At 60.6% G+C, this 14839-nt stretch carries 4 protein-coding genes; 2 read left to right on the top strand and 2 right to left on the bottom strand.

Features of this window, described 5'->3' with window-relative positions; genetic code table 11:
- Window positions 1–393: 393 nt before the first annotated feature.
- Together QRN48_RS08655 and QRN48_RS08650 are read left to right on the top strand one after the other, a co-directional pair.
- Window positions 394–11112, top strand: a complete 10719-nt coding sequence (locus QRN48_RS08655) for a retention module-containing protein (protein WP_285350063.1) — start codon at window positions 394–396, stop codon at window positions 11110–11112.
- A gap of 83 nt (window positions 11113–11195) precedes the next feature.
- A complete protein-coding gene (locus tag QRN48_RS08650) occupies window positions 11196–11534 on the top strand; it encodes a hypothetical protein (protein WP_037018113.1) in 339 nt (112 codons plus the stop codon).
- Window positions 11535–12480: 946 nt separating this feature from the next.
- Here the strand turns inward: QRN48_RS08650 and QRN48_RS08645 are convergent.
- Both QRN48_RS08645 and lapD read right to left on the bottom strand, forming a co-directional pair.
- Complete coding sequence (locus QRN48_RS08645; RefSeq protein WP_191946014.1) at window positions 12481–12801, bottom strand: YceK/YidQ family lipoprotein; 321 nt, start codon at window positions 12799–12801, stop codon at window positions 12481–12483.
- 91 nt (window positions 12802–12892) lie between these two features.
- Window positions 12893–14839: a cyclic di-GMP receptor LapD gene (gene lapD / locus QRN48_RS08640; protein WP_285350059.1), complete on the bottom strand. Its 1947-nt coding sequence runs from the start codon at window positions 14837–14839 to the stop codon at window positions 12893–12895.

Here is a 14839-nt window from a genome sequence, read left to right as displayed (position 1 = left end):
ATTTCCCGAGAACGTACTTGTTCAAAATGCAGCAATACACACTGCCGCATCGTAAAAATGGCCATTGAAGTGATCGTTTCGAGAGTGTTCTGAAGGGCGCTGGGGATCACACTGCAGAAATACGCGATCTCATCAAATATCAATGTGACATTACGGATGCGATTGTTTAGGATGTCGCCGAATAGGTCAATACTTTGGCAGAAAGTTAATTCCTGTGCCGGCCTGCTGTTAATAAATTGACGCCAGATTACGAGCAACTTAGAAAGTTCCCTAACTTGTTATCTGGTATCGAAACAAATGCGAATCTATACGTATTCCAGTATGAAGCGGCGTTAGTTAAGCCGGTCGGCATGATGGATACCAACTGAACGGTAATCTCGGAGAGTCACCCCCATGAGCAGTGTTGTTGCCATCGTCAAAAGCATTGTTGGCCAGGTAGTCGCAGTTTCCCCGGAAGGGATTCGTCGTGTGCTGATCGAGGGTGACCGGCTGTTCACCGGCGAGCAGGTCCTGACAGGCCCGGGAGGCGCGGTCACGCTGCAGCTTCCTGATGGCCGTCAATTGGACATGGGCCGTGACAGCCAGTGGAGCGCCGACGCCCCGACGTCGACCACTAACCTCGCCGAAGCCACTGCCCAGGCAGCACCGTCCGTTGCGGAACTGCAGCAAGCCATTGCGGCTGGCGCCGACCCAACCAAAGACCTCGAAGCCACTGCGGCGGGCCCGCAGGCAGCGCCCGGTGATGGCGGCAACGCCGGCGGCGGCCACAGCGTCGTGATGCTGACCGAGACCGCTGGGCAGGTTGACCCGACCATCGGCTTCCCGACCAACGGTCTGGGCACCACCACCACGCCTCCACCGACACTGGTGAATGGCCTGGCCATCGATAACGGCAATGGCAATGGTAACGGGGGGACGCCAACGCCTAGCGGCACCTTGTCCCTGAGCGCTACCCCGACGCTGACCGAAGCAGGCGGCGCGCTGGTCTTCACCGCGAACCTGACCCAGGCACCGCTGAGCGACCTGACAGTTAACCTGTCCAACGGCGCAAGCATCATCATCCGCGCAGGCGACACCTCGGGCACCACCACCGTTCAGGTGCCGAACACCAACACGCCGTATATCGACCCGTCCGTCATCAGCACCACCATCACCGGCACCACCGGCGGTGGCGGTCTGGTAGTGACGACCGACCCGACTCCGGCGGTGACCACCATCACCGACACCATCGACACGACCATCGCCAGCATCACCGGCAGCCAGTCTGTGGTTGAAGGCGAACCCGCCACGTACACCATCACCCTGAGCAACCCGGCGCAGACCGAAGTCACGATCAACCTGACCTACAGCGGCACCGCGACCGACGGCAGCGATTACACGCAAGTGGTCAGCGTGAAGATCCCGGCCAACAGCAGCAGCGTCACGTTTGATCTGAACACGCTGAATGACACCATCCCGGAAGGCGTTGAAAACGTCACCGTGGCCATCGGCGCGATCACTGGCGGCAACTTCGAGAATGTCGTCGCCAGCACCACCAATGGCAGCGTCACTACTACCATCATCGACAACGACTCCCTGCCAGTCGTCGACGGCAATGGCAACGGCAACGGCGTCAACAGCGAAACCACCTTCACCGAAGGCCAGGCTGGCGTATCGATCGCCGACCAGTTGACCATCACCGATGCCGACAGCCCGAACCTGCAAAGCGCACGCGTCACCCTGACCAACCCTCAGGACACTGACACGCTGGTCGTGGGCAGCCCGAATGCGAACATCGCGGTCAGCACCGCCACCGTCAATGGTCAGATTGTTCTGACCCTGACCGGCGCTGCCACCGCTGCCGAATACGAAGCCGTGATCAAGTCGATCACCTTCCAGAACAGCAGCCAGGACCCAAGCGTCGCTGACCGTACCATCACCATCACCGTCAACGATGGCCAGAACGACTCCGTGCCGGTCACCGGCATCGTGCACGTCGTAGCGGTCAACGACGCCCCGACTGTTTCGTTCACCAGCACCGAGTACACCGAGAACGGCGCGGCTCAGGCTCTGGTTGGCAACCTGCAGATTGGCGATGTCGATGGCGGTCAGTTGAGCGGCGCGAAAATCACCGTGACCGGTGTTCAGGCCGAAGACCTGTTTGCGTCGCCTGCGTTCCAGGGCAGCAACACCGGTACCACCGCTTCCGGCATCAGCTACACGCTGGGCAACGACGCCAACGGCAACGTGGTCATTCAGTTAAGCGGCAATGCGTCGATCGCCGACTACACCGCGCTGATCAGCTCAATCACTTACGCCAACAACAGCGACAACCCGAATACCACACCGCGCGGTGTTACGGTTGCAGTGACTGACGTTGACACCCACGGCACCGCCAACTTGACGGGAAGCGCCACGGGCCAAGTCGGCATCACCCCGGTAAACGATGCTCCGGGGGTAACCGACGCAGCAGGCAGAGGCGACGAAGACACCACCATCGCTGTAAAACTGTCCGGCACTGATGTGGACGGCACCATCGATCACTTCAACCTGGTGAGCCTGGCCGCCAACGGCACTTTCTACGCCGACGCTGCCGGTACTCAGGCGCTGACCGACCTCAGCAACATCGCCGCCACCGCCAACAGCGCAACGATCTACTTCAAGCCGAACGCCAACTGGGCGGGCGACACCAACTTCACCTATACCGCAGTCGACAATCAGGGCCTGGCAGCCGGCACGCCTGCAAACGGCGTCATCAACGTCACGCCAGTGGCCGATGCCCCGACCGTCAACGTCATCAACGCCCAGGGCGCTGAAGACACGCCGATCAAGCTGAATCTGAGCACCGCGCTGGTCGACACCGACGGCTCTGAATCCCTGTTCCCGCTCGTGGTGTCCGGCATCCCGGTCGGTGGCGTGCTGACCGACGGCGTCAACAGCTACACCTCGATCGCGACAGGCGACGGTGCTGTTTATATCGACGGCTGGAACCTGAACAACCTGACCTTTCAGGCGCCACTGAACTTCAACGGCTCGATCACCCTGCAAGTGAGTTCGACATCGACTGAAGGCGCCAACAAGGACTCGGCGACCACCACGCTGCCGTTGATCGTCACCGTGACGCCAGTGAACGACGCGCCAACCATCAGCTTCACCAACCCTGATTACGTCGAGAACGGCGCGGCTCAGCCGCTGGTCAGCAACCTGCAGATCGGCGATGTCGACAGCAACCAACTGAGCAGCGCGAAAATCACCCTGACGGGTATTCAGGCTGAAGACCTGATCGTTTCCCCGTACTACACCGATGCCAACGGTGGGACCAGTGGCACCACCACGCTGGGTATCAGTTACAGCCTGAGCAACGACGCCAACGGCAATATCGTGATCGATTTGACCGGCAACGCGACGATTGCCGACTACACCACGCTGATCAACTCGATCACCTACGCCAACAGCAGCGACAACCCGATCACCACCCCGCGCGGCGTGACGATTGAGGTCACCGACGTTGATGCCAATGGCACCAATAACCTGTCGGGCAGCGCCACGGGTCAGATCGGCATCACGCCGGTCAACGACGCTCCGACGGTGGAAAACACCGCAGGCAACGGTAAAGAAGACACGGCCATTGCCGTCAAGCTCACCGGCAGTGACGTAGATGGCACCATCGATCACTTCAACCTGTTGTCCATGGCCAGCAACGGCAAGTTTTACGCTGACGCAGCCGGTACTCAGGAGCTGACCAACCTCAGCAATATCGCCGCCACCAACAACAGCGCGACGATTTACTTCAAGCCGACCGAAAACTGGGCAGGTGTCACCAGCGATTTCAGCTACACCGCTGTCGACAACCAGGGTCTGGCCAGCACACCGGCAACCGGAAACATCAGCGTCACGCCGGTGGCCGATGCCCCGATCGTCAACGTCGCCAACACCCAAGGCGCTGAAGACACCGCCATCAAGCTGGACCTGAGCACCGCACTGGTCGATACCGACGGCTCCGAGTCCCTGGGTCAACTGGTTGTTTCCGCCATTCCGATCGGCGCCACCTTGACCGACGGCACCACCAGCTACACGTCGATCAGCACAGGCGACAGCGAGGTCTGGATCACCGGCTGGGATCTTTCCAAGCTGACCATCACCCCGCCGAAAGACTTCAATGGTTCGTTCACCCTGCTAGTGAGCTCGACGTCGATCGAAGGCGCCAACAAAGACTCCGCAACGACGACCAAGCCACTGACGGTCAGCGTCACGCCTGTGAACGACGCGCCTGTCGTCAGCTTCGACAGCATCAGCTACACCGAAAGCGGCGCGCCAATGGCAATCGCCAGCAACTTCAGCGTCACCGACGTCGACAGCAAAGAGCTGAGCAGCGCGAAGATCACGCTGACCGGCATTCAGGCCGAAGACCTGGTCGTGTCCCAGTACTACAAAGGCGCTAACACGGGCCTCACCGACCTGGGCATCACCTACAGCCTGAGCAACGACGCCAAAGGCAATATCGTTATCGACCTGACCGGCAGGGCTTCGGTTGCCGATTACGAAACCCTGATCAAGTCGATCACTTTCGCAGACGACAGCAAAAACCCGAGCCTTACCCCACGCAGCGTCAACATCACGGTCACCGACGTCGACAGTGATACCAGCGGGACCAACAACCTGACCGGGGCCCACAGCGGGCAGGTCAACATGGTGGCGGTCAACGATGCCCCGGTCGTCAACTTCGACAGCATCAGCTACACCGAAAACAAAGCCGGCACGCCGACCGCCATCGTCAAGAACTTCAGCATCAGCGACGTCGACAGCAGCCAGCTGACCAGCGCGAAAATCACGCTGACCGGTATTCAGGCTGAAGACCTGATCGTGTCCAAGTACTACAAGGGCGGCACCGACGGCACCACTTCACTGGGCATCAAATATGCCCTGAGCACTGACGCCGCCGGCAACATCGTCATCGACCTGACCGGCAAGGCTTCGGTTGCCAGCTATGAAACCCTTATCAAGTCGATCACCTACGCCGACAACAGCAACAACCCGGTCACTGCGCCACGCGGTGTGACCATCGCTGTGACGGACGCGGATGCCAACGGCACCAACAACCAGACCGGCTCCCACGACGGCCAGATCGAAGTGGTGGCCGTCAACAACGCTCCGGTCGTCAAGTTCGACAGCATCACTTACACCGAAAACGATGCGGCAACGCCGACGGCGATCGTCAAGAACTTCAGCATCACTGACGTCGACAGCGACCAGCTGACCAGCGCGAAGATCACGCTGACCGGCATTCAGGCTGAAGACCTGATCGTTTCCAAGTACTACAAAGATGGCACCAGTGGCGACGCGGGCCTGGGCATCAAATACAGCCTGAGCAACGACGCCGATGGGCGTATCTTCATCGACCTGACCGGCAAGGCTTCGGTTGCCGATTACGAGGCCGTGATCAAGTCGATCACTTACGCAGACGCCAGCCAGAACCCGGTCACGACACCACGCGGCGTGACCATCTCGGTGACTGACGCGGACGCCCACGGCACCAACAACGTGTCCGGCAGCCACAGCGGCCAGATCACGGTCATCGCGGTCAACGATGCGCCGGAGGTCAGCAACACCTCGGCCACGGGCAATGAAGACACCCTGATCACCGTCAAACTGACGGGCTCTGACGTAGACGGCACCATTGACCACTTCAGCCTGGTCAAAACGCCTGTCAACGGCACGTTCTACACCGACGCTGCCGGCACCCAGCCGTTGACCGACTTGAACAACATCGCCGCGACCAACAATGGCGCGACGATCTACTTCAAGCCGGACGCCAACTGGGCGGGTGAAAACACCTTCACCTACACCGCGGTCGACAACCAGAAGCTGCCAGCCGGCGATCTGGCCACAGGCACGATCAACGTCACGCCAGTGGCAGATGCGCCAATCGTCACCGTCATCAACGCCGAAGGCAACGAAGACACGGCCATCAAGCTGACCGTGAGCACTGCATTGGCCGACACCGATGGCTCGGAAAAACTGAGCCCTGTCACTGTCGCCGGGATCCCGGTGGGCGCCGTGCTGACTGATGGCTCGCACAGCTACACCTCCGAGAAGGATGGCGACGGCACCGTCGTGCTCAAGGATTGGGACCTGACCAAGCTGACCATCACCCCACCGGGCGATTACAACGGCCCGATCAATTTGCAGGTGAGCGTAACGTCGACAGAGTCCAACGATCTGAAGGCGACCACGGTCGAGACCCTGAAAATCACTGTGAACTCGGTCAACGATGCACCGCTGGTCCAGACCGCATCGGGCCAGGGCGACGAAGGCACTGTCATTGCCGTCAAGCTGACGGGCTATGACGTCGACGGCACCATTGACCACTTCAGCCTGGTCAACACGCCTGCCCACGGCACGTTCTACTCCGACGCAGCCGGCACTCAGCCGCTGGCCAACTTGAACGACATCACCGCCACCAACAACGGCGCGACGATCTACTTCAAGCCGGACGCCAACTGGAATGGCACCACGCCATTCGCCTACACCGCTGTCGATAATCAGGGCCTGGCGTCCACTACCCCGGCAACCGGCAGCATCACCGTCGCCCCGGTCAACGATGCGCCTGTCGTCAACTTCGGCAGCATCACCTACACCGAAAACGGTGTGGCGACTCCGATCGTCAAAGACTTCAGCATCACCGACGTCGACAGCACCGAGCTGACCAGCGCGAAGATCACGCTGACCGGCATTCAGGCTGAAGACCTGATCGTCTCTCAGTACTACAAAGACGGCACATCTGGCGATACGAGCCTGGGCATCAAGTACACGCTGAGCAACGACGCCGACGGCACTATCTACATCGATCTGACCGGCAAGGCTTCGGTTGCCAATTACGAAACCCTGATCAATTCGATCACCTACGCCGACAGCAGCAACAACCCGGTCACCACGCCACGCGGCGTGACCATTGCGGTCACCGACGCAGATGCCAACGGCACCAACAACCTGACCGTGGTCCACGGCAGCGCGATCAATGTGATCTCGGTCAACGACGCTCCGGTCACCAAGCCTGCAACGGCCACCGGCAACGAAGACAGCATCATCGCCGTCAAGCTGACGGGCACCGACGTCGATGGCAACGTCGACCACTTCACCCTGGCCAGCAACAAGGGCACGCACGGTACGTTCTACGCCGATGCTCAAGCGACTCAGGTGCTGAACGGCAGCAGCCTCATCAACGCGACCAACAACAGTGCAACCGTGTACTTCAAGCCGGAAAGTAACTGGAGCGGTGATGCCACGTTCACTTACACCGCGGTGGATAACCAGGGTAAGGCTGACAGCACACCAGCCAACGGCACCATCAATGTCGCGCCGGTCAACGACACGCCAGTCGTCAACTTCGGCAGCATCACGTACACCGAAAACGGCACAGCGACGCCAATCGTCAAGAACTTCAGCATCACCGACGTCGACAGCAAAGAGCTGACCAGCGCGAAGATCACGCTGACCGGCATTCAGGCTGAGGACCTGATCGTTTCCAAGTACTACAAAGACACCAACAACGGCGACACAGGCCTGGGGATCAAATACAGCCTCAGCAACGACGCTGATGGCCATATCTTCATCAACCTGACCGGCAAGGCGTCTATTGCCGACTACGAAGCCGTGATCAAGTCGATCACCTACGCCAACAGCAGTGAAAACCCAAGCACTGCGGCGCGTAACGTGACCATTGCGGTGACTGACGCGGATGCCAACGGCAGCAACAACCTGACCGTCGTCCACGACAGCCAGATCAACGTGATTGCCGTGAACGACGCGCCGGTCATTGGGCATGTTGGCAATGGCAAAGACTTCGGCAACACCTGGAACGAAACCCTGGTCGGCGGCGATGTCAAAGCTGCAGGTAAAGGTCCGGGCAAGATTGCGGCCGACTTCACCTTAAATGACGCTGACACCCCGACCCTGCAAAGCGCTACGGTCACGCTGACCAACTACAAGGCGGGCGATCTGCTGGCCATCGGTGACACCGCAGGGCTGAATTACACCCTGACCGACGTCATGACCAATAACGTTGTGACCGGCAAGGTCATCACGTTCGCTGGGGGCACTGCTGCGCAGTACCAGACCGCGATTTCGTCGATCACCTTCGACAGCACGTCTCACGACCCTGTCAAAGACGACCGCATCATCAACATCAGCGTCAACGACGGCAGCGCCAGCAACAACATCGCCAGCACCACGTCGACGATCCACATCACGACGGTCAACGATGTACCGGTGGCCGATGCCACCACCGCCAAAGGCATCGAAGACAACGCGCCAATCGCCGTGAACCTCAGCGCGACCGACGTAGACAGCAAAATCGACCACTTCAACCTGGTGGACATGGCTGCACACGGCACGTTCTACGCCGATGCTGCGGGCAAGGTCGCACTGACCAGCCTGAGCAACATCGCCGCCATCGGCAACGCTGCGACCGTGTACTTCAAGCCGGCCGCAGATTGGGCGGGCATCACCAAGTTCACCTATCAGGCAGTCGATGATCAGGGCTTGGCCAGCGCGGTTAAAGCAACTGGCACGATCAGCATTTCGCCGGTTGCCGATAAGCCAGTGGTCACGCTGGGCGAAGGCGCAGTCGTGACGCACGGCCTGACGAAGGATGTGTATGTTGGCACCCTGGACTTGGGCACCAATGGTCAGGGCGCGAGCGAGTCGGCCCTCAAGGCGGGTTTCAACAGCGCTGGTGCGCCGACCACTCACAGCTTCGCTACAGGTGCAGCGGACTCCTCGATTGCCGCAGGCACCGGGACCAAGCTGTCCGGCCTGATCTTCATGGAAGCCGGACACACCTACACCTTCGGCGGTAATGCGGACGACAGTCTGCTCATCACCGTGGGCGGCCAGACGGCGGCAACCGCGACATGGGGCGCGGGCAGCAAGATTTCGGGCGCGGGCTTCACACCTACCGCGTCGGGCTACTACACCCTGGACGTCTATCACTACAACCAAGCCGGGCCGGGCAACTACAACATCACGCTGTTGGACGCCTCCAAATCCGGCTCTGTGGCAGTCGCTTTGGACAGCACCAACACGACGCTTTACGCGTCGGTCGATGACCTGAAGGCTGCCAACCCGAACATCTCGTCGCTGCAAGAAGGCACGGCCGGCAGTGGTGAGGGTTACTACTCAGCCTACGAACTGAACCACGGCACTGAAGGCAACGCGATCAAGCTCAGCTCGGTCAAAGTGATGTTCGGTGACAGCCTCGACGGTTCCGAGACGCACGTGATCAAGGCCACCGGCGCGCCGGCAGGCTCGACTCTGACTGACGCCGCAGGCCACACGGCCACCGTGACGAACGTGAGCGAAGGGGTCGATGTCAGCACGTTCGACCTGTCGACGCTGAGCATCACCACGCCTGGCTTCAACGGCAAGTTCAACCTGACCATCACCGCCACCGCAACCGAAGCGGACGTGGACGGCGTGGCTACCAGCGTGAAGAGCGCCACCGACACGAAGGTCATCGCCGTCAACGTCGAAGCGCAGACTTACACTTCAATCGAAGGTCTGGCTGGCACCGACCCGACGCCGGTGAACGGCACCTTGGGTGGCGACATCATCGTCGGCGACGTCAGCGGCACGACCATCGTGCAGGGCAAGAGCTACAACATCGCCTTCATCGTTGACAGCTCGGGCAGCATGGGCAAAAACCTCGACACGGCGAAGACTCAGCTGCAGTCGGTCTTCGAGAAACTGGCGAACGGTGCCCAGACGGCCAACGCCGGCAAGGTCAACGTGCTGCTGGTGGATTTCGACACCAACGTGCGCTCACAGGTGGCGGTGGACATGTCTGACAAGGCTGCGGCCATGAAGACCTTGACCGCAGCGCTGGCCGGCATGACCTCGGGCGGTACCACCAACTACGAAGACCCGTTCAAGACCACGGCAAACTGGTTCGCCGGCTTGAACAGCAGCAACCCGACGGGTGAGAACCGCACCTATTTCATCACCGACGGCGAGCCTAACGTTTACCAGAACACCAGCACGGTGCTGGGCAACGTGAATGGCTCCGATGTCACCGTGGCGATGGCGCTGGCGAGCTGGACACAGGCGCACACCTTCAGCGTCAATGGCAAAGAGGCCATTGACTCCAAAGGCAACGTCTTCACCTACGCGGCTGACGGAACCAAGCAACAGGTCGGTACGCTTTCCAGCCATGCCGACGGCAAGGGCGGGTTTGAATACAGCCTGACGTCTCCCGAGATGAACGGCAGCCAGAAGGTGATCGCTGATGCGGACACCGGCTACGCCCTGCTGTTGAAGCAGTCGCCAACCATCGAAGCGATCGGCCTGGGCTCGGGCGTGAAGACGGCCACCCTGGACCGCTACGACAGCGACCACCATTCGTTGAACAACGTCAACGCTGACGACCTGGCGAAAGCGGTACTGGGCGACCAGAAAGCCATCGCGCCGGGCAGCGACACCCTCAACGGTGGCGACGGCAATGACATCCTGTTCGGTGATCTGATCACCTTCAACACACAGGGCGGCACCACGGCGCTGAAGGCTTTCGCTGCCGATACGCTGCACGTCAACGTGTCGACCATCGATGACAAGACGCTGCATTCGTTCGTGACCAACCACCTCGATCAGGTGGCTGACCTGGCTGCCAAGTCGTCCACCTCGCTGGACGGCAACGACACCCTGCTGGGCGGCAATGGCAATGACATCCTGTTTGGTCAGGGTGGCAATGACGTGCTCGTCGGCGGCAAAGGCAATGACATCCTCTTCGGCGGCGCCGGTGCGGACACGTTTACCTGGAAAGCCGGCGACACCAACAGCGGTGGCTTTGACGTGATCAAGGACTTCAACAAGGACGCTGGCGACCGCATTGACCTGCGTGACCTGCTGCAAGGTGAAGACACCGACACCCTCAGCAAGTACCTGCAAGTCAGCAACGATGGCCATGACACCATCCTGCAGGTCAGCACCACCGGGCAGTTCGCGTCCAACGTCACTGCGGCCGCCGCGGCGACCACGGCCGATGTGCACATCAAGGTGGAAGGCGTGACCTGGAGCAATGCCATGGTCAACTCGCTGGTGAGCGGTGCGGACCCGACCATCAAAGTCGATCACCACTGATAGCTGCGTCGCGAGAGCTGTTGTACTGTGCTGGCGACCGTCTTTGACGGTCGCCAGTTCGGTTAGTCCCTGAGGAATGAGCCATGTTTTACGTTCAGCGCGATGCCGACGGAACGCTAGTTCGCGTGGAAGCAACGGCCTTTGCCGAAGCGAGCGAGCAACTGCCGCCGGATGATCATCAGGTGCAAGCCTGGTTTGCCAATGAAGTGGTAGAGAAGAGCCTGATTCAGCTCAAGTCCAGTGACATGGACATGATCCGGGTACTCGATGACTTGATTCAGGTCCTGACGAGCAAAGGCATCCTCAACATCACCGACCTCCCCGCCGCCGCACAGGCAAAACTGATGGACCGTACCCAGGCCCGGGAAACACTCGGCGGCCTGAGCGACCTGATCAATGACGACGAACAACGTCTGATCTGAAGGCCCTCGCTCCACCCCACGCAGCAACGACACGCCTGCCCGATTCCGGGCAAGCCCGTGTTCGCGTCCGCGTGCGCTCGAACAAGCCAGCGCCACCTATAGGAGCGCGCTTGCCCGCGAAAGCATTCTCCAAAACGCCGACAGCCGCGCCTGACACCCCACACATCCAACAACCCACACAAAATCCGTAGGAGCCGGCTTGCTGGCGAACGCGCCCTTCCAGCTGATAAAAGATGCACTGACACACCGCAATCACGGGCACGGTGAAGATATGCATCGGATATACCGGCCTCTTCGCGAGCAAGCTCACTCCTACAGGAATGGGGTTTGCTGCGCGACAGCGCAGCGTCTGGACGACGACGGAATTCCTACAATTCACGCGCCGCGCAAAACCGCGTCAAGGCAAATCCCCTGTAGGAGCAATCGGAGGTTACGACGGTCGCGAAGACGCCTGACACCCCGCACATCCAAAACCCCACACAAATCCGTAGGAGCCGGCTTGCTGGCGAACGCGTCCAGTCAGTTGATATCAATGTCGCGGACCCACCGCAATCGCGAGCAAGCTCACTCCCACAGGAACGGCGTTTGCTGCGCGACAGCGCAGCGTCTGGACGACGAGGGAATTCCTACAATTCACGCGCCGCGCAAAACCGCGTCAAGGCAAATCCCCTGTAGGAGCAATCGGAGGTTACGACGGTCGCGAAGACGCCTGACACCCCGCACATCCAAAACCCACACATAATTCGTAGGAGCCGGCTTGCTGGCGAACGCGACCTTTCAGCAGACGAAAGATGCACTGACCCACCGCAATCGCGAGCGAGCTCACTCCCACGATTCGAGCATCTGCCAGCACTCTCTAGCAGCACACGGCAGAGGTAGAGGCGTGGCTTTGCCCCGCGATCTGGCGCGAAGCGGCAGCCCCGGAGATTGGAACAGCCGCGACAGATCAGTACTGCTTGCGGCGCACCTTGATGTTTCCCATCTGGTATTGCTGATACCCCGTATACGGCAGCACCACGGTATCGGCGACCGCGGAAAGGGCCATGTCCAGTGCGATGGTGGCCGCAGACCAATGCGGCCCGGAAACCGGCGGCGCGTCTAACGTGCAGAATTGATAAACCGCGCCGCTGTAGGCGCGAGGTATGGATTGGCAACTGGAACTGTGCCGCGCCAATGTATCTGCCGCCCCCTTTTCATCGTTGAGGGTTTTGATGGTGCCGCAACCTGAAAGGGTTGCCATCAGTACTGCTGCAGTCCATAGCTTCATGTAAGTGTCTCCATTTGTTAATCATGTCTAGCACAAGGGATAAATCGGCCAGCGTTACTGCATCTCACCCGCAGGCGCATGCCTCAACCGATCACTTCCAAGGCGCAGGATCGCCAAACAACCGTCCTTGCACCCCTTCAATCCCCATCTCGACAATCACCCGGCGCTCGCCTTCGGTCTCGACCCGTTCCGCAATCAACGGCAGATCAATACTGTGCGCCGCGCGCTGGACCGCTTCGATGAACAACCGCTTGTGGCTTTCCTCATCAATCGCGCGGATGTAACCGCCATCGATCTTCAGATACGCCAGGCCCAGATGCGCCAGGTTGCCGATCATGCTGAAACGCCCGCCGAAGCGCTGCAGCGCCAAGGAATACCCGGCCTCTTGCAGACGTCGGGTCAGCTTCTCCAGCACCGCCTGCTCGGGCACTTGCTCCTCGCCGATCTCCAGCGTCAGGCGCGGGCCCAGTTTGGGGTGCTGACGCAGCGCCGCGAACACCTCGTTCATCGCCGCCGCATCGTTAAGCGTGGCCGCCGACAGGTTCAGCGCCAACCGCTCGTTGTGAGTACCCAGATGCGCCAGCACCTCCCGCAGCATCAGCAGATCCAGACGGCTCGACCAGCCGAAGCGCTCCAGCCACGGCAGAAAACGCCCCGCCGGAATCGTCACGCCGTCCGCATCGACCAGCCGTGACAAGACCTTGTAATGCAACACGGTCGTCCCGTCGCCAGACGCAACCACCGGCTGAAAGAACAGCTGAAAACGCCCATGGGCCAGCGCCCGGTCCAGCGTCCTGTGCCACTCATGCTGATCCTCTCCCAGATCACCAATCGCCCCGCGCTCGATGCAGTACCAAGACTGCTCGCCGCCGCTTTCGGCCTGAGACAACGCCTGATCCGCCAACGCCAGCAAGGTCAGCGACGCATCGCCCGGGCTGTACGGCGCCAGGCCCATGTGCGCGACAGGCGAGACATCCGAAGCGCCAGTGGCCTCAAGACTCTGCAGCGCCGCCTCCAGGTTCTGCACCCACTGCACGGCCTCGTGGTGGACCATGCCCGGCGCCAGCACCGCAAACTCACCGCCACGGCTGCGGCTGATCAGATTGCGGGTTTCGGGATACTTCTCGCAGTGACGCACCAGCTGCTCGGCCACCGCCACCAGCAGCGCGTCGGTGCGCTTGCCACCCAGACGCTGGTTCAGCCCGGCCAGGTCCTTGACCCGCAACAGCATCAGGTACCCCGCGCGCCCGTCCTCCAGATGGCTGACGTGCGCGTTGAGCTGCATATCGAAATAACGACGGTTCGACAGCCCGGTCAGGCTGTCCTGATACGACTCGATGCGCAGCTTTTCACTGCGCTCGGTGCTCTCCTGAAACAGTGCCTTGAGTTTCTCGACCATCTGGTTCATCGCCTGCACCACCCGCCGCAGCTCAGGCGTGCGCGGCAGCTCGGGCAGCGTCAGAAACTCGCGACGACCAATCGCCTGGGATTGCGCCACCATGTAGTCCAGCGGCTTGAGCTGACGACGCAACAGCATCGCTCCCAGAATCGCACTGACCACGCCGCACACCAGCAGCCAACCCAGGCTGCCCAGCGCGCTTTGCCACAACTTGGCCAACGCGAACATCGGATGGCTCACCACCTCGACCCGCGCGGTCTGCTGCCAGCCACGGCTGACAATCCCCTCGCCGCCCGCTGGCTCCAGGCCGATCGCGTTGATGAACCACTGTGGCACGCCCTGATTGTCCGGCGTCGCACTGCGCTCGACGATCGCGTCGCCGCTCGCCAGATCCACCACCCGGATGCTCGCGTAATAACCGCTGTCGAAGATCGACGACACCAGCAGCTCGACCATCGCCGGATCGTCGATGTTGGACGTCAGCGACAACGCCAGCGAAGTCGCGGCGTCCTGAGCGTGCGAGCGCAACTGATTGACGTACTGCGCCCGCGAGCTTTCGAGGCTGACGACAAAACTCCCCGCAAAGGCGACCACCAAAAACAGACAGATTGCGATCAACAGCTGTTTGAACAGAGACAT

The sequence above is a fragment of the Pseudomonas sp. ME-P-057 genome (assembly GCF_030208975.1).
Taxonomy (GTDB): domain Bacteria; phylum Pseudomonadota; class Gammaproteobacteria; order Pseudomonadales; family Pseudomonadaceae; genus Aquipseudomonas; species Aquipseudomonas lutea.
This window is presented reverse-complemented; position numbering and strand designations above follow the sequence as displayed.

Coding starts and splice junctions, on each gene's coding strand:
- QRN48_RS08655 (WP_285350063.1), top strand. CDS start 394: ATGAGCAGTGTTGTTGCCATCGTCAAAAGCATTGTTGGCCAGGTAGTC.
- QRN48_RS08650 (WP_037018113.1), top strand. CDS start 11,196: ATGTTTTACGTTCAGCGCGATGCCGACGGAACGCTAGTTCGCGTGGAA.
- QRN48_RS08645 (WP_191946014.1), bottom strand. CDS start 12,801: ATGAAGCTATGGACTGCAGCAGTACTGATGGCAACCCTTTCAGGTTGC.
- lapD (WP_285350059.1), bottom strand. CDS start 14,839: ATGTCTCTGTTCAAACAGCTGTTGATCGCAATCTGTCTGTTTTTGGTG.